At 73.5% G+C, this 18,377-nt stretch carries 15 protein-coding genes; 7 read left to right on the plus strand and 8 right to left on the minus strand.

Going from position 1 to position 18,377, the window contains the following annotated elements; all coding sequences use genetic code 11:
* Positions 1-90: 90 nt before the first annotated feature.
* Both FHX73_RS24995 and FHX73_RS25000 read right to left on the minus strand, forming a co-directional pair.
* On the minus strand, positions 91-1,065 hold the full coding sequence (locus FHX73_RS24995) for a magnesium transporter CorA family protein (protein ID WP_145907165.1): 975 nt from the start codon (positions 1,063-1,065) through the stop codon (positions 91-93).
* A gap of 56 nt (positions 1,066-1,121) precedes the next feature.
* Positions 1,122-2,624, minus strand: coding sequence for an alpha/beta hydrolase (locus FHX73_RS25000; protein ID WP_145907167.1), 1,503 nt, complete (start codon positions 2,622-2,624; stop codon positions 1,122-1,124).
* Positions 2,625-2,819: 195 nt separating this feature from the next.
* On the opposite strand from FHX73_RS25000, the gene FHX73_RS25005 reads away from it, so the two are divergent.
* The 4 genes from FHX73_RS25005 to FHX73_RS25020 all read left to right on the plus strand — a co-directional run bounded on the left by FHX73_RS25005 (position 2,820) and on the right by FHX73_RS25020 (position 7,652).
* On the plus strand, positions 2,820-3,440 hold the full coding sequence (locus FHX73_RS25005; RefSeq protein ID WP_145907169.1) for a PadR family transcriptional regulator: 621 nt from the start codon (positions 2,820-2,822) through the stop codon (positions 3,438-3,440).
* Positions 3,441-3,449: 9 nt separating this feature from the next.
* On the plus strand, positions 3,450-4,208 hold the full coding sequence (locus FHX73_RS25010) for an SDR family NAD(P)-dependent oxidoreductase (protein ID WP_342795315.1): 759 nt from the start codon (positions 3,450-3,452) through the stop codon (positions 4,206-4,208).
* A 180-nt stretch (positions 4,209-4,388) separates the two neighbouring features.
* Entirely contained in the window at positions 4,389-6,794 is a 2,406-nt protein-coding gene (locus tag FHX73_RS25015) for an alkaline phosphatase family protein (protein ID WP_145907171.1), read from the plus strand.
* 60 nt (positions 6,795-6,854) lie between these two features.
* Positions 6,855-7,652: a GntR family transcriptional regulator gene (locus FHX73_RS25020; RefSeq protein WP_425461422.1), complete on the plus strand. Its 798-nt coding sequence runs from the start codon at positions 6,855-6,857 to the stop codon at positions 7,650-7,652.
* A 3-nt stretch (positions 7,653-7,655) separates the two neighbouring features.
* Here the strand turns inward: FHX73_RS25020 and FHX73_RS25025 are convergent, their stop codons facing one another.
* The 4 genes from FHX73_RS25025 to FHX73_RS25040 form a co-directional block, all read right to left on the minus strand.
* Entirely contained in the window at positions 7,656-8,996 is a 1,341-nt protein-coding gene (locus FHX73_RS25025) for a M1 family metallopeptidase (protein WP_145908508.1), read from the minus strand.
* The gene (locus FHX73_RS25030) at positions 8,996-12,856 is read right to left on the minus strand and encodes a Pls/PosA family non-ribosomal peptide synthetase (protein WP_246213701.1); all 3,861 of its coding nucleotides are present in this window, start codon (positions 12,854-12,856) and stop codon (positions 8,996-8,998) included. Before FHX73_RS25030 ends, FHX73_RS25025 begins: the two co-directional genes overlap by 1 nt.
* A 323-nt stretch (positions 12,857-13,179) precedes the next feature.
* Positions 13,180-13,575 (minus strand): SSI family serine proteinase inhibitor, encoded by a 396-nt coding sequence (locus tag FHX73_RS25035; protein WP_170305021.1) that lies wholly within the window; start codon positions 13,573-13,575, stop codon positions 13,180-13,182.
* Positions 13,576-13,619: 44 nt separating this feature from the next.
* Positions 13,620-13,997, minus strand: a complete 378-nt coding sequence (locus FHX73_RS25040; RefSeq protein ID WP_211786342.1) for an ArsR/SmtB family transcription factor — start codon at positions 13,995-13,997, stop codon at positions 13,620-13,622.
* A gap of 100 nt (positions 13,998-14,097) precedes the next feature.
* On the opposite strand from FHX73_RS25040, the gene FHX73_RS25045 reads away from it, so the two are divergent.
* A complete protein-coding gene (locus tag FHX73_RS25045; protein ID WP_145907179.1) occupies positions 14,098-15,198 on the plus strand; it encodes an NADH:flavin oxidoreductase/NADH oxidase in 1,101 nt (366 codons plus the stop codon).
* A 52-nt stretch (positions 15,199-15,250) separates the two neighbouring features.
* Here the strand turns inward: FHX73_RS25045 and FHX73_RS25050 are convergent, their stop codons facing one another.
* Together FHX73_RS25050 and FHX73_RS25055 are read right to left on the minus strand one after the other, a co-directional pair.
* Positions 15,251-15,535 (minus strand): hypothetical protein, encoded by a 285-nt coding sequence (locus FHX73_RS25050; RefSeq protein ID WP_145907181.1) that lies wholly within the window; start codon positions 15,533-15,535, stop codon positions 15,251-15,253.
* A 73-nt stretch (positions 15,536-15,608) separates the two neighbouring features.
* Positions 15,609-16,325 (minus strand): FadR/GntR family transcriptional regulator, encoded by a 717-nt coding sequence (locus tag FHX73_RS25055; RefSeq protein ID WP_145907183.1) that lies wholly within the window; start codon positions 16,323-16,325, stop codon positions 15,609-15,611.
* A 125-nt stretch (positions 16,326-16,450) separates the two neighbouring features.
* On the opposite strand from FHX73_RS25055, the gene FHX73_RS25060 reads away from it, so the two are divergent.
* On the plus strand, positions 16,451-16,990 hold the full coding sequence (locus FHX73_RS25060; protein ID WP_145907185.1) for a gluconokinase: 540 nt from the start codon (positions 16,451-16,453) through the stop codon (positions 16,988-16,990).
* A complete protein-coding gene (locus tag FHX73_RS25065; protein ID WP_145907187.1) occupies positions 16,987-18,375 on the plus strand; it encodes a GntT/GntP/DsdX family permease in 1,389 nt (462 codons plus the stop codon). The genes FHX73_RS25060 and FHX73_RS25065 overlap by 4 nt, the downstream gene beginning before the upstream one ends.
* Positions 18,376-18,377 lie beyond the last annotated feature (2 nt).

Genomic DNA, 18,377 nt, shown 5'->3' on the forward strand with positions numbered 1-18,377 from the left:
TCGACCCTGACGAGCGACAGCCCCCAGCCGTTTCGGCGTGGGGGCTGTCGCGTTCCGGGCCGGCGGATCCCGCTGGCTCCTGACGGCCCGTCAGATCCAGTCGCGCCGCTTGAAGCTGAAGTAGAGCAGCACGGACAGCACGATCATCAGGCTGGTCGAGGTCCAGAAGCCCACGTGGCTGCCGAAGCCCGGGAACGGGACGTTCTGGCCGTAGAAGCCGGTGACCGCTGTCGGCACCGCGATGATCGCGGCCCAGCTGGTCACCTTCTTCATGATCATGTTCATCCGGTTGCCCTGGACCGTCAGGTTGGTCTCCATCACGGTGGTGACCAGGTCGCGCAGCGACTCGGTCCACTCGGTGGCGCGTAGGACGTGGTCGTAGACGTCCTGGTAGTAGGGCATCAGGCCCTCGTTGACCACCTGCACGTCGCGCCGGATCAGCGAGTTGACCACCTCGCGCATCGGCAGCACCACCCGGCGCAGCTTGACCAGGCTCTTGCGCAGCTCGTAGGAGGTGCGCTGGACCTGGCTGATCTCCTTCGCGCTGTCCTCGAAGAGCAGGTCCTCCAGGTCCTCGATCCGCTCGTCGAGCAGCTGGACGGCCTTGAAGTGGGTGTCCACCAGGTAGTCCAGCAGGCCGTGGACCAGGAACCCGACGCCGTGCTTGGCCAGGTCCGGGTTCTCGTCCCAGCGCTCGACGATGTGGTCGATGTCGCAGTGCGGGCCCTTGCGGATGGTGATCAGCGCGTTGTGGGTGATGAACGCGGCGACCTCGCCGGTGCTCATCGCGCCGGTCTGCGGGTCGACGTCGACGGCGTAGGCGGCCAGGAAGAGGTGCGTGCGGTAGCGGTCCAGCTTGGGGCGCTGGTGGTCGTTGCGCGCGTCCTCGACCGCGAGGGCGTGCAGGCCGAATTCCTCGGCGATCATCTCGAAGTCGGCGGACTCCGGGTCGCGCACGTCCAGCCACACCGTGGAGCCGGGCTCCGCTATGTAGTCGGAGATGTCCCCGACCGGGAAGTCCTCCAGCTTCAGGGAGCCGTCGTGGTACAGCCGGGTGCGCGTCATGGCGGACACCCTAGCCTGCGGTTCTTCGGGCGCCGGGGCGCCCCGGCCGTCAGCCGTCAGCCGGAGCAGGTCTGGTCGGCGGCCGGGAGCCGACCCGTGGTCAGGTAGCGGACGGCGGGCGCGTCCGCGCAGGAGGCGCTGACGCCGAGGACGCCGTGCCCCTCGCCGCCGGCGACGGTGACCATCCGGGCGCCGTGCATCGCCCGGCGCATGCCCTGGGCCATGGCCAGCGGAGTCTGCGAGTCCCACTGGTTCTGCACGATGAGCGCGCCGACGTGGTTGTCCACCACCGTGGTGGGCTCGCTGCCCGCCGACTTCCAGAAGGCGCACGGCTGGATGGTCGACCCGGCGTCGCCGAACAGCGGGTAGCGGGCCGCGTCGCGGATCGCGTCGCGCCGGTACTGCTCGGGGTCGCGCGGCCAGCTGCGGGTGTCGTCGCAGAAGACGGCCCAGGCGGCGGCGCTGTAGTTGTCCGCGGGCACGCCCCGGTCGAAGGCCGGCGGACCGGGGTGCGGGGTCGCCTCGGTCGGGGTGGCCGGGGCGGGCTTGCCACCCGCGGCGGCCACCCGCAGCGCGACGATCCAGGGGGTGGCCGTCTCGACGTGCACGAACGCGTCGTACCCGAGGCGCAGGTCGTCACCGGTGAGGGGCGCGCCGTCGGTGGGGACGGGCGTGCGGTCGGCCCGGGCGACCAGATCCCAGAAGGCCTTGCGGACCTCGTCCGGGGCGGCGCCCAGCCGGTAGGTGGCGTTGCGCTCGGCGGCCCACGCGGTCCACCGGGTGAATGCTTGCTCGGCGCCCTTCGCCCAGCCCTGGAAGGTGCCCCGCCAGACCGCCGCCGGGTCGACCGAGCTGTCGAGCACGATCCGGTCGGCCCGCTGCGGGAACATCTGCGTGTAGACGGCGCCCAGGTAGGTGCCGTAGGAGTACCCGAGGTAGGAGATCTTCGGCTCGCCCAGCACGGCGCGTACGACGTCCAGGTCGCGCGCGGTGTTGCGGGTGGTGATGTGCGCCAGCTCGTCCCCCTCGGCCGCCTGGCACTTGTCGGCCACGCTGCGGGCGCGCGCCACGTCCTTCGGGTAGCTGCTCGCGGCGTAGGGCCGCTCCCAGTTCTGCTCGTCGTCGGTCAGGCCGCAGCCGAGCGGGGAGCTCCGGCCGACGCCGCGCGGGTCGAAGCCGATCAGGTCGAACTGCTGCCGCACCTGCGCGGGCAGCAGGGGGCCGACGGACTCGGGCATGTCCAGGCCCGCGCCGCCCGGGCCGCCGGGGTTGAGCAGCAGGGCGCCGTGGCGCTCCGTCGCACTGCCCGCCGCGATCCGGGAGATCGCCAGGTCGAGGGTCCGGCCGCCGGGATCGGCGTAGTCCAGGGGCACCTTGACGGTCGCGCACTGGAAGGCGGCCGGGCGGCTCGGGTCGCAGCGCTGCCAGTGGGGCTGCTGCCGCGCGTACCGCTGGAGCGGGTCCGCCGCGGCGGCGGTGCCGGGGGTGAGCGCCGAGACGAGGGCGGCCAGGGCGCCGAGGGCGAGCAGGGTTGTCGTCGGTCGAGTGCGCGGCGGCACGGCGGTCCTCCGGGTGGCAGGGGGTGGTTTCCTCCAGTCTCCGGCGGCCGCCGGGGTGTCGCGTACGGCGGTGGGATGGGCTCGCGGTCCAACTCGCGGCGTAGCGTCGTGTACTGACGTACCGCCAGGGAACCAGGAGCGCGGTCCTAGACTAGTTGCATTGAAACTAGTTCCGTTGCGCGTAGGATCGGCGCCATGAGTACCGCGGTGAAGAGCACCCCCATGGGGCTGACGGTCCTGTCCCTGCTGCACTTCAAGCCGCTGCACCCCTACGGCATGCAGCGGCTGCTCAAGCAGTGGGGCAAGGAGCAGGTGGTGAACGTCGGCCAGCGCACCGGGCTCTACCGCGCCATCGAGCGGCTGCTCGCGGCGGAGCTGATCGCCGTGCGGGAGACCGAGCGGGACCAGCAGTACCCGGAGCGCACCGTCTACGAGCTCACCGACGCCGGCCGCGAGACCACCCGGACCTGGCTGCTGCAGATGCTCCGCACGCCCAAGCAGGAGTTCCCGGAGTTCCCGGTCGCGCTCTCCAACCTGATGCTGCTCGCGCCGGCCGAGATCGAGGAGGCGCTGGGCGCCCGGCTGGCCTCGGTCGAGGGCACGGTGGCGGCGCTGGAGGGCGGGATCGCCGAGACCGCGAAGTTCGGGGTGCCGCGGGTGGCGCTGCTGGAGACCGAGTACAGCCTCGCCGTCGCCCGGGCGGAGGCCGCCTGGCTGGCCTCGGTGATCGCCGACCTGCGCTCGGGTGCGCTGGCCTGGAACGCCGAGGAGCTGCTCGCGGTGGCCGCCGCCAGTGAGGCGCAGGGGCCGCAGTAGGGTCTCGCCATGGCAATGGGCGAGCGGGTAGCGGTGGTGTCCGGGGGCGGGACGGGGATCGGCAAGGCGATCACCCGTCAGTTGGTGGCGGACGGCTGTCGGGTGGTGATCCTGGGTCGGCGGCCCGAGGTGCTGGCGGCGGCGCGGGCGGAGATCGACCCGGCGCGGGTGGTGGCCGTCGCGGCCGACCTCACGGATGCGGACCAGGTGACCAAGGCCGCCAAGGCGATCGCGGAAGTCGGCCCGGTCGACGTCCTGGTCAACAACGCCGGCGCGGTGATCACCCCGCCGGCCGACGACAGCCTCGCCGCGCTGGCCGAGGCCTGGCGCCGTGACCTGGACACCAACCTGCTCACCGCCGTGCTGCTGACCACCGCGCTGACCGAGCAGCTGGCCCGGCCCGGCGGCCGGCTGATCGTGATCAGCTCCGCCGCCGCACAGCGCGGCGGAGCCGGTGCGCACTCGGCCGGCTCGTACGCCGCCGCGAAGGCCGCGCTGCACGGCTGGGCGTTCGGCCTGGCCCGGCAGTTGGGCCCGGACGGGATCACCGTGAACGTGCTGGCACCCGGCTACGTCGCCGACACCGAGATCTTCGGCGACCGCTGGAGCGAGGAGTTCCACGCCCAGAAGGTCGCCGACACGCTGGTCGGCCGCGCGGGCACCCCGGAGGACGTCGCGACGGCGGTCGGCTACCTCGCCTCACCTGCGGCGGGCTACCTGACCGGCCAGGTGGTCGGCCTCAACGGCGGGGCGGTACTGGGGCGTTAGCCCGCGGCGGCGCCGGGGGTCGGTCCGCATCCGACCAACCCCCGCGTTCGCTTTTCCGTCGTCCGCTGTGCAACCAGCTGTATAGCCAAGTCCTACCGGCGTCCGGACAATCACGGCTGTGCGATTGGGCTAGCCCAATCGTGCTCGGGCTTCCCCCCTCTGCCAGAAGGACGAACCGCCATGAGACGATCCGCCCCTCTCCTGTGCACAGCAGCCGCCGTGGTCGCGGCGCTGCTGGGCGCACCGCAGTCCGCCGGCGCCGCCACCCAGAGCGCCAACCTGCTGCTCAACGGCAGCGCCGAGACCTCCCAGTGCAGCCCCGGCGGCTGGGAGGAGACCACCGTTCCCGGCTGGCAGCTCACCAGCGGCGACCCGGTGATCAACTGCTACAACTCGACGAACGGCGCCAACACCACCACCCCGGGCTCGCCGACCAAGGGCAAGGCCTACTTTCAGGGCGGCTCGCGCGGCTCCTCGGAGATGACCCAGACCACCGACGTCTCCTCCGCGGCGAGCGCGATCGACGCGGGCGGCGTGCACGCCACCGTCTCCGGCTGGCTCGGCGGCGTCGGCAGCTACAACGACGCGGCCGCCGTCACCGTCACCTTCCGCGGCGCGAGCGGCAACTCGCTCGGCACCGCCGGCATCGCCCCCGTGCTGGCCGCCGCCCGCGGCAACACCACCGAGTTCCTGCAGCGCAGCACCACCGCCGCGCTCCCCGCCGGCACCCGCTCGATCACCACCGCCGTCGACTTCACCATGACGGGCACCCAGAACGACGGCATGGCCGACGACCTGTCGCTCACCCTGGACACCCCGGTCACCGCGCCGACGCTGACCGTGCCCGCCTCCACGGTGCCGGGCTACGACCACGTGTTCTTCGTGATGATGGAGAACAACAACTACTCCGCCACCTCCAACACGGTGGACGGCGGCGCCGGCGTGATCGGCAACTCGGCCGCGCCGTACATCAACAACACCATGGTGCCGATGGGCAGCCTGCTCACCAACTACCACGCGGGCACCCACAACTCCGACCCGAACTACGAGCAGATCGCCTTCGGCAACTCCTACGGCCGCAGCGCGCACTCCACCCCGGGCTCGAACTGCATCACCGACCCGACCTGCACCGCGACCAACAACGGCCTGGGCGACAACCTGGACGCGGTCGGCAAGAGCTGGAAGGAGTACGTCCAGTCGCAGACCAGCAACTGCCAGACCACCACCAGCGGTGAGTACGAGAACGACGACGCGCCGTTCTACTACGCCGCGAAGATGAAGAACGACAACGCCTACTGCCAGGCGCACTGGCAGCCGCTGCCGCAGCTGCTCAACACCGACCTGAAGTCCACCGCCACCACCCCGGCCTTCGTCTGGGCCGACGCCGACTCCTGCAACGACATGGAGGACTGCGGCATCGCGGCCGGAGACACCTGGCTCTCCCAGACCCTGCCGACCCTCTTCAACTCCCCGGCCTGGACCCAGCAGAAGTCGCTGCTGATCGTCAGCTGGGACGAGGACGGCAGCAACGCCCCCGGCGGCTTCGGCCCGGGCCAGACCAACCAGGTGCCGACCATCGTGATCGGTTCGCAGGGCACCGTGAAGGCCGGCTACCAGGACAACAACCGGTACGACCACTACAGCACCGCCCGCACCATCGAGGGCGCGCTCGGCCTCACCGCCACCATGACCAACAACGACAAGTGGGCGACCCCGTACAACGAGGTCTTCACCGGCACCCAGACCGGCGGCACCGGAAACACCGTCAGCGTCGCCGACCCGGGCGCGCAGAACGCCACCGCCGGCACCGCCACCTCGCTCCAGCTCTCCGCCACCGACTCCGACCCGAGCCAGAGCCTGAGCTACAGCGCCACCGGCCTGCCCGCCGGACTGTCCGTCAGCAGCTCCGGCCTGATCTCCGGCACCCCGACCACCGCCGGCAGCTCCACCGTGACCGTCACCGCCACCGACTCCACCGGCGCCACCGGCTCGGCGAGCTTCGGATACACCGTCAGCTCCAGCGGCACCGCCTACACCCTCCCGATCGCCAACCCCGGCGCCGAGACCGGCTCCTGCGGCACCGGCGGTGGCGGCTACCCGGCCCAGGGCTGGACCGCGACCAGCAACCAGCCGCAGCAGGTCTGCTACGGCGCGCCCAGCTACCCGACCACCGCCCAGGGCCCGCAGGCCCCGGCCACCCCGGGCAACGCCTTCTTCGACGGCGGCCCGTACGCCTCCTCGCAGATGACCCAGACCGTCGACGTGTCGAGCCAGGCCGACCAGATCGCCACCGGCACCCTGCCGTACGACCTGTCCGGCTGGATCGGCGGCTACAGCACCCAGGGTGACAACGTCGGCGTGGTCGCCACCTTCCAGGACGCCAACGGCAACTCGCTCGGCACCGCCACCCTCAACCCGGTCACCCCGGCGCAGCGCGGCAACCAGACCGAGCTGCTCCAGGAGCAGGCCACCGGCACCGTGCCGACCGGCACCACCGCGGTCACCTTCACCGCGAACTTCACCCGCCAGGCCGGCACCGACGACGACGGCTACCTCGACGACCTGTCGATGACCTTCGGCAGCTGATCATCCGTTAGTACCATGGCCGGGGCCGCCCACCGGGCGGCCTCGGCTACGCTCACCCCCGTGCAGCGTCCTCTCCGAGACCCGATCGAACCCGCACCAGCCCCCGGCCCGCTGGCCGCGGCCCGCGACGGGGTGCCGGAGCACGGGACGCCGCCCAAGTACTTCCAGGTCAAGCAGAAGATCGACGCCGTGCTCGACGAACTCGGCCCGGGCGCCACGCTGCCCACCGAGCGGGAGTTCGCCGACCGGTTCGGGGTCTCCCGGATGACGGTCCGTCAGGCGATCAGGGAGCTGCGCCTGGAGGGCCGGGTGCAGCGCAGCGGCCGCTCCTCGGTGGCCGGCCAGCCCAAGCTGGTGCAGCCGCTGACCCTCGCCAGCTACACCGAGGGCATGCGCGGCCAGGGCCGCCGCCCCGGCCGCCAGCTGGTGGTCTTCGAACGGCTGGCCGCCACCCCGGCGCTCGCCACCGGCCTGCGGACGGACGTGGGCGCGCCGGTGCTCCACCTGGAGCGGCTGCTGCTCGCCGACGAGGAGCGGGTGGGCCTGGAGTCCACCTACCTCGCGGTGGAGCGGTTCCCGGCCCTGATCGAGGAGTTCGACCCGGCCACCTCGCTCTACGCCTACCTGCGGGCCGCCGGCGTGGTCTTCGCCGACGCGGACGAGCGGATCGAGACCGTGCTCGCCTCACCCCGCGAGGTGCAGCTGATCGGCACCAGCCCGGCCCTGCCGATGCTGCTGCTCACCCGGGTCACCCGGGACCGCGACGGCACCCCGGTGGAGTGCGTGCGCTCGCTCTTCCGCGGCGACCGGTTCAGCTTCACCGCCCACCTGACGGAACCGCAGGAACCTGTTTCCTAGAAGCTAGACCAGCGGGGGCAGCGCGGGTTCGAACAGCCAGGCCTCCAGCAGCTCCAGCACCGCGCCGTACCGCTGCGCGTGGGCCAGGAAGTCGGCGGTGGTGACCACCCCGCCGCGCCGGGCGGCCGTCCAGTCCCGCAGCAGGGCGCCGAACGCCCCGTCACCCAGCGCCCGCCGCAGCGCGTACACGGCCAGGCCGCCGCGCTCGTAGACCCGGTCGTCGAACATCAGCCGGCGGCCCGGGTCGGCCAGCCGGAGGTCCTGCGGCAGGCCGGTCAGCAGGGTGTGCGCCCGGAGCGCATGGGTGCTCGCCGGCAGCCCGCCGGAGTGCTCCGACCAAGCCCACTCGGCGTACTTGGCGAAGCCCTCGTTCAGCCAGATGTGCCGCCAGTCGGCCACCGTGACGCTGTTGCCGAACCACTGGTGCGCCAGCTCGTGCGCGACCAGCCGCTCGCTGCCGCGCACCCCGTCCACGTGGTTGCTGCCGAAGACGGCCATGCCCTGGGCCTCCACCGGCACGTCCAGCTCCTCGTCCACCACCGCGACGGTGTAGCCGCCGTCGAACGGGTACGGGCCGAACAGCTCGGTGAAGAACCGCATCATCTGCGGCTGCCTGGCGAAGTCGGCGGCGAACCGGTCCACCAGCTCGGCCGGCACGTGGCCGGACTGCGGCACCCCGCCCACCGAGCCGTCCACCAGCAGCACCCGCTCCAGCGGCGCGATCGCCACCCCGACCAGGTAGCTCGCGGTCGGCGCGGCCTGCTCGTACACCCAGGTGGTGGAGCTGGCCCGGGTGGTCCGGGTGAGCAGCCGACCCCCCGTCACCACCGCGTACGGCGAGGGCGTGGTGATCGACAGCAGGTAGGAGGCCTTGTCGGCCGGCCGGTCGTTGCACGGGAACCAGGACGGCGCGCCGATCGGCTGACTGGCCACCAGGGCACCGTCCGTCAGCTCCTCCCAGCCGAGCCCGCCCCACTGGCTGCGCACCGGCCGCGGATTGCCGCTGTAGTGCACCTCGACGGTGAACGCGGCGCCCGCCGCCAGCGGCCGGGCCGGCTTGACCCGCAGCCGGCCGGCCCGGTGCGCGTAGTGCGCCGCCTTGCCGTCCACCAGCACCCGGCCGATCCGGAACTCGGCCAGGTCGAGCACGAACTCGCGCAGCGGCTCCGGTCCGGCCAGCGCGGACAGCCGGGCGGTGCCGCCCAGCCGGTTGGGACCGGGGCGGTAGTCCAGCGTCAGCTCGTAGCGGTGCACCCGGTAACGCGGATCGCCGTGGTCGGGGAAGTACGGGTCCAACTGCTTCGGGCTCACCGCTCGGTCCACTCCCTGCACCGTCACCACCATCACGCCTGCCAGGCCTCGATCGGGTTGCCCAGCCAGCGGGTGTCCGCCGGGACGGACTCGGCCCGCATCACCAGCGAGGCAGGACCGAGGGTGCTGCGGGCACCCACGGTGCTGCCGGGCAGCACGATCCCGCCGGGGCCCAGCGTGGCCCCCGCGCGGAGGACCACACTATCGAGGCGCATGATCCGGTCGTGGAAGAGGTGGGTCTGCAGCACGCAGCCCCGGTTAACGGTGACGCCGTCCTCCAGGGTGACCAGGTCGGCCTCCGGCAGCCAGTAGCTCTCGCACCAGACGCCGCGGCCGATCCGGGCGCCGATCGAGCGCAGCCAGGCCGTCATCACCGGCGTGCCCGGCACCGCGCCGACCAGCCACGGCACCGCCAGCACCTCGACGAAGGTGTCGGCCAGCTCGTTGCGCCACACGAAGCCGCTCCACAGCGGGTGCTCCACCGGGCGGAACCGCCCGACCAGCACCCACTTGGCCACGGCCGAGACGGCGGCGGCCAGCAGCCCGGCAGCCAGCAGCACCGGGCCGCCCAGCAGCGCCATCACCAGCGGGTCGCGCAGCGCGCAGAACGCGGCGGCGGTCAGCACCGCCAGCGCGACCGAGCAGAACACCGGCACCAGCCGGGCGAGCTCGACCGCGCCGCGGGCCCAGAGCAGCCGGGCCGGCGGGTCGTAGGTCTTGCTCTGGTCGCCGGTCTCGGCCGCGCGGGGCAGCTTGACCGGCGGCAGGCCCAGGTAGGAGCTGCCCTTCTTGGCCTTCTTCGGGGTCGCCGAGAGCACCCCGACCAGGCCCTTGTCGGGCACCGAGCGGCCGGGCGCGGTCATCCCGGAGTTGCCCAGGAAGGCCTTGCGGCCGACCTCGGCCCGGCCCACCCGCAGCCAGCCGCCGCCCAGCTCGTACGGCGCGATCAGGGTGTCGTCGGCCAGGAAGGCGCCGTCGCCGACGGTGGTCAGGCTGGGCAGCGCCAGCACCGTGGAGACCTCGGCGCCCCGGCCCACCTTCATGCCGAGCAGCCGCAGCCAGAACGGGGTGACCAGACCGGCGTAGAGCGGGAAGAGCCGCTCGCGGGCCTCGTCCATCAGCTGGCTGACCGTCCAGGCCTGCCAGCCGAGCCGCCCGTGCAGCGCGTGGTAGCCCGGCCGCAGGCCCAGGCTGAGCAGCCGCACCGCCGCCACCAGCAGGCCCGCGTAGACCAGCCCGAAGACCAGCGCGGCCGGCACCACGGCGAGCAGTGCGCCGGTCAGCGCCGCACCCAGCGAGGCGCCGGTGGGCACGAAGAGGGTGGCCAGCAGCAGCGCGGGGACGGCGGCGACCAGCGGCAGCAGGCTCTGGCCCAGGCCGGACAGGCCGTAGGCGACGGACCAGTACCAGGTGTGCGCCGGGCGCTGCCGGGGCCAGCCGTGCTCGGCCTTGCCGAGCTTGGCGGCCGGCGCGCCGGCCCAGCGCTGGCCGGTCGGCACCTGGCCGGTGACGGCGGAGCCGGGCGCGATCTCGGCCCGCTTGCCGACCCGGGCGCCGGGCAGCAGCGTGCTGCGGGTGCCGACGACGGCGTTGGAGCCGACCCGGACCTGGCCGACCACCAGCCGGTCGCCGTCCAGCCAGTAGCCGGAGAGGTCCACCTCGGCCTCCACGGCGCAGCCGCGGCCGAGCCTGAGCAGGCCGGTGACGGGCGGCAGCGAGTGCAGGTCCACGTCGTCGCCGATCCGGCAGCCGAGCGCGCGCCCGTAGCGGTTCAGCCAGGAGCCGGAGAGCTCGCCGGCGCCGATCGCCTCGGTCAGCCGCTCGGCCGCCCAGAGCCGCAGGTGCACCGAGCCGCCGCGCGGGTACTCGCCCGGCCCGACGCCGCGCAGCAGCAGCCGCGCGCCGCCGGCGGCCAGCGCGAGCCGACCGGGCGGGCTGTAGAGGAGCAGCGCGCCGGCCGCGAGCAGCCACCAGGAGGCGGTGGGCGCCCACGGGTAGCCGCCGGCCAGGTGGAGCAGGTTGCCGAGGGTGAGCACCGCGACCGACCAGCGCAGGCCGACCACGGCGAACAGCGGCAGCAGCGCGAGCAACTGCACCAGCTTGGCCCGCAGCGGGGTGGGCGCGATGCTGCGCCGGGCGCCGTCGCCCTGCGCCGAGCGCTCCAGGTGGCGGGCCAGCTTGCGCAGCACCGGCTGCTGGTAGATGTCCAGCACGGCGGCCGACGGGTAGCGGGTGCGCAGCAGGGTGGTCAGCCGGGCGGCGGCCAGGCTGCCGCCGCCGATCGCGAAGAAGTCGTCCTTGGCACTGGTCACCGGCACGCCGAGGATCTCGGTCCACTGCTCGGCCAGCCAGGCCTCGGTGCCGTAGAGCTGCTCGACCGGGCCGGTCGGCTCGGCGTCCGGCAGCGGCCAGGGCAGCGCGTTGCGGTCGACCTTGCCGGAGGTGCGGGTGGGCAGGTCGTCCACCACGGCGAGCAGCGGCACCAGCGCGGCGGGCAGCTCGGCGCGCAGCCGGGCCACCGCCTGCTCGCGGTCGAAGTCCTCGGTGATCGCCAGGTAGCCGACCAGCAGCTGGTTGCCGCCGCGGGCGGTGCGCACGGCCGCGGCGGCGCCCTGCACCCCGGGCAGCGCCTGCAGCGCGGCGTCCACCTCGCCCAGCTCGATCCGGCGGCCGCCGAGCTTGATCTGCTCGTCGGCCCGGCCGAGGAAGACCAGGCCCTCCTGGTCGGCCCGGACCAGGTCGCCGCTGCGGTAGGCGCGCTGCCAGCCGAGCGAGTCCAGCGGGGCGTACTTCTCGGCGTCCTTGGCCGGGTCCAGGTAGCGGGCCAGGCCGACGCCGCCGATCACCAGCTGGCCGCTGCCGCCGATCGGCACCGGCCGGCCGGCCTCGTCGACCACGGCCAGCTCCCAGCCGTCCAGCGGCAGGCCGATCCGCACCGGCCCGGCGCCGCCCATCAGCGCGGCGCAGGCGACCACGGTGGCCTCGGTCGGGCCGTAGGTGTTCCACACCTCGCGGCCCTCGGTGACCAGGCGCTCGACCAGCTCGGGCGGGCAGGCCTCGCCGCCGAAGATCAGCAGCCGGACGTCGCCGAGCGACTCGGCGGGCCAGAGCGCGGCCAGCGTCGGCACGGTGGAGACCACGGTGATCTCCTGCTCGGCCAGCCAGGGGCCGAGGTCGGCGCCGCCGCGCACCTGGGAGCGGGGGACCGGCACCAGGCAGGCGCCGTGCCGCCAGGCCAGCCACATCTCCTCGCAGGAGGCGTCGAAGGCGACCGAGAGGCCGGCCATCACCCGGTCGCCCGGGCCGATCGGGTCGTCCTGGAGGAAGAGCGCGGCCTCGGCGTCCACGAAGGCGGCGGCCGAGCGGTGGCTGACCGCGACGCCCTTGGGCTTGCCGGTGGAGCCGGAGGTGAAGATGATCCAGGCGTCGTCCTCGGGGCGCGGCGCGGCGGCGGCCGCGCCGCCCGGGGCCAGCACGGTGACCTCGCGGGCGGCGCCGATCACGGCGGTCACCGCGGCCTCGCCGAAGACCAGGTCGGCCCGCTCCTGCGGGTCCTCGAAGTCCACCGGCACGTAGGCGGCGCCGACCGCCAGCACGGCCAGGATCGCGACGTAGAGGTCGTTGCCGCCGGACGGCACCCGGATGCCGACCCGGTCGCCGCGCCCGACGCCGAAGGCGGCCAGCCGGTGGCGCAGCGCGGCCACCTCGGTGGTGAGCTGCTGGTAGCTGAGCCGGGTGCGGCCGTCGTCGAGGGCGGGTTCGTGCGGGTGGGCGGCCGCGCTGGCCGCGAGGACGTCCACCAGGGTGCGCGGTGGCGCGGCCGGGCGGGCCGCGAAGACCGCGGGCCGGCCGACCGGCTCGGGCCGCTCGTCCCCCGTGGTGATCTGCGTCATGACAGCCATCGGACCCTCGTCCCTCGATCCCGCCCGGCTGCCTGGGGGCCGCGCCGACCTGCGGTTTCTCCTGCGGGTCGGGGGCCGCGACGGAGCCGGGTCACAACAACCCGATCGAGTCTAGACCGGTCGGCGGTTGACGGCAGGGGTGCCTCGGCGGGCCAACTTGGGCCGTTCGGGCGATAACTGACTGAGCGTCAGGCGACAAGACCGTTGCCTCGTCACGCTCATGACGAACCGTCAGTCGAATTGACGGTCCGTCAGATGAAATTTTCGGATGTGACCCAGGCGACACCGATTCGGGCGTGTCAGAGTCGGGCGGGTCAGAGCCGGAACGCCGGGTCGGTCCTGCTGTGCAGCTCGCAGATGTTGCCGAACTGCTGGTGCCAGCGCACCTCGCGGTCCAGCCAGTGGCCGCTCGCCGAGGCGGTTACCGGTGCGTAGAGCTGATAGCAGAGCGTCCCGGTGGTGCCCGCGAGGCGGTCGAGGTCGCCGCCGGAGCGGTCCAGGGCCGCGCAGGCGGCCGCGGCCTGCGGGTGGTCGCCGCCGCTGGGGTGGCAGCGCAGTTCGGCGCTGCCGAGCGGGGAGCCGTTGGCGGAGACCACGGTGAGCCGCAGCTGCGAGTCGGGGGCGGCCGGGCGGGCCTGGGCCGGGGTGGGGAAGGCGAGCAGGGCGAGTGCGGCGGCGCCGAGCGTCGCGCGGATGCGCAGGGAGATCACCCGGACAGGGCTACCACCGGCCGGGTCGCCGCGCCCAGCGCCGGTCACTCCATCGTGGGCGCGTCGCCGCTGGTACCCCTGGCTTCGGCGCGGGCCTCGGTGCGGGCCGCGGCCAGCACCCGGTCGAGCACCCCGGGCAGCACCTGCTCCAGGTCCGCGGCGCGCAGGGTGCTCACCCGCGAGGTGCCGCGCCGGTGCTGGCGGATCACCCCGGACTCGCGCAGCACCCGGAAGTGGTGCGTGGTGGTCGACTTGCTCACCGGCAGGTCGAACGCGATGCACGCCATGTCCTGGTGCCCGTCGGCGAGTTGGAGTGCGATCCGGAGCCGCATCGGGTCGGCCAGGGCGTGCAGCACGGCGGCCAGGCGGATCTCCTCGATCGCCGGCTCGGGGAGCAGGGTCGGTGCGGATTCGGTCACCAGGCGATTCTACGGCGATCGTCGTAGTACGACGATTCCCGTAGTACGATGCTTCCCGTATCAACGAGCCCGGCCCCGCACCGAGCCTTTCGAGGGAGTCCCCGTGTCCGCCTTGTTCGAGCCGATCACCCTGCGCGAGCTGACCGTCCCCAACCGGGTCTGGATGGCGCCGATGTGCATGTACTCCGCGCCCGTCGAGGGGCCGGACACCGGTGTCGTCACCGACTTCCACCTCGCCCACCTGACCGCCCGGGCGGCCGGCGGCACCGGCCTGCTGATCATGGAGGCCACCGCCGTCGCGCCCGAGGGCCGGATCAGCCCCGGAGACCTCGGCCTGTGGAACGAGCGCCAGCAGCAGGCGCTGGCCCGGATCACCGCCGCGATCACCGCCCAGGGCGCGGTGCCGGCGATCCAGCTGGCGCACGCCGGCCGCAAGGCCTCCTCGAAGCGCCCGTGGCAGGGCGGCGCCGGCATCCCGACCGCCGACGGCGGCTGGCCGACCGTCGGCCCGACCGGTGAGGCCTTCGGCGACCACCCGGAGCCGAACGAGCTGACCGTGGCCCAGATCCGCCGGATCGTCGACGACTTCGGGGCCGCCGCCGGCCGGGCGCTGGCCGCGGGGTTCCAGGCCGTCGAGATCCACGGCGCGCACGGCTACCTGATCCACTCCTTCCTCTCCCCGCACAGCAACCGGCGCACCGACGAGTACGGCGGCTCCTTCGAGAACCGGGCGCGGTTCGCCCTGGAGGTGGTGGCCGCGGTGCGCGCCGCCTGGCCCGCCGGGCTGCCGGTCTTCTTCCGCACCTCGGCCACCGACTGGCTGACCGAGAACGCCGAGGACCCGCGCACCGGCTGGGCCGGCGAGGACAGCGTGCGCCTGGCCAAGGAGCTGGCGGCGGCCGGCGTCGACCTGGTCGACGTCTCCACCGGCGGCCTGGTGCCGGACGCCAGGATCCCGACCGCGCCCGGTTACCAGGTGCCGTTCGCCCGGGCGGTGCGGGAGGGCTCCGGCCTGCCGGTGGCCGCGGTCGGCCTGATCACCGGGGTCGAGCAGGCCGAGCAGGTGCTGACCGACGGGAGCGCGGACGTGGTGCTGCTCGGCCGGGAGCTGCTGCGCAACCCGCACTGGGCGAACCAGGCCGCCGCGCAGCTCGGCGCGCAGCCCCGCTGGCCGGTGCAGTACGGCTACGCGGTCGGCCGCTGACCCGTCGGTCCGTCGGCTTCACCGAACCACCCGTCAGCCCCGGCGCCGTCCGTCAGCGCCGGGGCTGACGGCTGCCCGTCAACGGCGCGTCCCGCCCGGGCCCGCGCCGTCGCTGGGCGGCGATCTGACGGGAGATCACGATCTCCAGCAGGCACCAGACGATGCCGAAGACGCCCAGGCCGGTGAGCAGCAGGCCGAAGGTGAGCGCCTTCCTGGCGTGGTCCAGCGAGGCCATCGTGGAGTACATCAGGAAGACGGTGGTCATCGCCAGGAAGATCACGGTGCGCACGCTGGCCGAGCGCACCTCGTCCGGCATCCGGCGGCGGTCACGGGGCATCGGCGGAACTCCCGGGGCTGGTCGGCGGGGACCGCTCATCCCCGCGCCCACTGCCTGCCCAGGCAGCGCCCGGTCAAACGGGGCGCTGGGCGGTCCGGTCCAGTTCCTCGGCCAGTTCCGCCACCGCTCCGCTGACGATGGTGCGCATCGCCTGCTCGGCCTGCTCGGGCGTGCCGGCGCAGATCGCGTCCGCCACCTCGCGGTGCAGCCGCACCGCGTACTCGCGCGGCTGGTGCGGCATCAGGTTGTGCTCGGTGCGGCCGGTCAGCACCGCGCCCACCGTGTCGCCCAGGTGGGCGAACATCTCGTTGCCGGAGGCGCGCAGCACCAGGGCGTGGAAGGCGATGTCGTGGGCGAGGAAGGCGGGCAGGTCGGCGGCCCGCGCGGTGCTGGTCAACTCGGCTGCCAGGGAGGCCAGTTCGCGGCACTGCTCGGGGGAGGCGTGCTGTGCGGCGAGGGCCGCGGCGGCCGGCTCGACGGCGACCCGCAGCGAGCCGAGCGAGCGCAGCTGGGCGGACCGGTCGGCGCCGGCCAGGCGCCAGCGGATCACCAGCGGGTCGAAGACGTCCCAGTCGGCCTTGGGCTGCACGGTGATGCCGACCCGCCGCTTGGAGGCCACCAGCCGCATCGACTCCAGCACCCGGACGGCCTCGCGGACCACGGTGCGGGAGACGCCGAACCGCGCCTCCAGCTCCTCGATCCGCAGCACCGCCCCCTCGGCGAGCTCCCCGGCGGCGATGGCCGGCCCCAACTCGGCGAGCAGCTTGCCGGGCAGCCCCTGGATCTCCATCGGGCCAGCTTAGGGCCCCGCCGGGCCCTCACATATAAGTATGACGATTTAATGTCGCTGTCTTGAATAAGTCATACCTTTCCGGCGATAGTGACGTCACCGCAGCCAGTACAAGGAGCGAACCCATGGCTCTCAACGCCGAGAACCAGCTGATCGTGGTGATGGGAGTGGCGGGCGTCGGCAAGACCACCGTCGCCCGACTGCTCGCCGACCGCCTCGGCCTCCCCTACGCCGAGGCGGACGACTTCCACCCCGCCGCCAACATCGCCAAGATGTCCGCCGGGATCCCGCTGGACGACGCCGACCGGGCCCCCTGGCTGCGCGCCATCGCGGGCTGGCTGCACGAACGCGGCCGGGCCGGCACCGGAGGCGTCGTCACCTGCTCCGCGCTCAAGCGCGGCTACCGCGACCTGCTGCGGGCCGGCTGCGCCGACGTCCGCTTCCTGCACCTGGACGGCGGCCACGACCTGATCGCCGCCCGGATCGCCGCCCGCACCGGCCACTTCATGCCCGCCTCGCTGCTCGACTCCCAGTACGCGCTGCTCGAACCGCTCCAGGCGGACGAGCCCGGCGCCGTGCTCCCGGTCGGCGAGCGGGACACCCCCCACGACCTCGTCGAGAAGGCCGCCGCCCTGCTGCGGCCCGTCAATGGAGACCTCGCGTGACCCCGTCCCCCACCCTGCTGGCCGCCGCCCCCGCGCTCCAGCACAGCCACAGCGACAGCCGGCTGCTCCTGTCGGTGCTGCTCAGCATCGGCGTGATCGTGCTGCTGATCAGCAAGTTCAAGCTGCACCCGTTCCTCGCCCTGACCGTCGGCTCGGGCCTGCTGGCCGCCGCCGCGGGCGCCCCCTTCGACCAGCTGACCGCCAGCTTCTCCACCGGCTTCGGCGCCACCGTGACCAGCGTCGGGCTGCTGATCGGCCTCGGCGCGATGCTCGGCAAGCTGCTGGCCGACTCCGGCGGGGCGAACATCATCGCCGACACCGTGCTCGGCAAGGCCTCCAAGCGGTCGCTGCCCTGGGCGATGGCGCTGATCGCCGCGGTGCTCGGCCTGCCGCTGTTCTTCGAGATCGGCGTGGTGCTGCTGGTGCCGATCGTGCTGGTGGTCGCCCGGCGCGGGAACCTGCCGGTGCTGCGGGTCGGCATCCCCGCGCTGGCCGGCCTGTCCGTGCTGCACGGCCTGGTGCCTCCGCACCCGGGCCCGCTGGTCGCGGTGGACGCGCTGAAGGCGAACCTCGGCACCACCCTGGCGCTCGGCCTGCTGGTCGCCGTGCCCACCCTGGTCGTCGCCGGCCCGCTGTGGGCCAAGGTCGCCGAGCGCTGGGTCGGCCCGCTGGAGCTGCCGCCGGTGGTCGAGGAGCAGGGCGAGCGCCCCGAGCACGCGCCCCGGTTCGGCGCGGTGCTGGCCACCATCCTGCTGCCGGTGGTGCTGATGCTCGGCAAGGCGCTGGCCGACGTGGTGGTGGACGACCCCAAGGACCACCTCCAGCGGGTGCTCGACTTCGTCGGCTCGCCGCTGATCGCCCTGCTGGCCGCCGTGCTGGTGGCCATGGTCACGCTCGGCCGGGCGGCCGGCTTCGACAAGGACCGGATCGGGCGGACCACGGCCGCCGCGCTCGGCCCGATCGCCGGCATCGTCTTCATCGTCGGCGCCGGCGGCGGCTTCAAGCAGACCCTGGTGGACGTCGGCGTCGGCGACGCGGTCAGCCACTGGGCCGGCCGGCTGCACGTCTCCGCGCTGCTGCTCGGCTGGCTGATCGCGGTGCTGATCCGGCTCGCCACCGGCTCCGCCACGGTCGCCACCATCACCGCCGCAGGCATCGTCTCCCCGCTCGCCCACGGCATGAGCAGCACCCACTCGGCGCTGCTGGTGCTCGCCGTCGGCGCCGGCTCGCTGTTCTTCTCGCACGTCAACGACGCCGGCTTCTGGCTGGTGAAGGAGTACTTCGGGATGGACGTCGGCCAGACCGTCAAGTCCTGGTCGATGATGGAGACGGTGATCTCGGTGGTCGCGATCGCGCTGATCCTGCCGCTCAGCCTGGTCGTCTGACG

It is taken from the genome of Kitasatospora viridis (genome assembly GCF_007829815.1).
Classification (GTDB): Bacteria; Actinomycetota; Actinomycetes; order Streptomycetales; family Streptomycetaceae; genus Kitasatospora; species Kitasatospora viridis.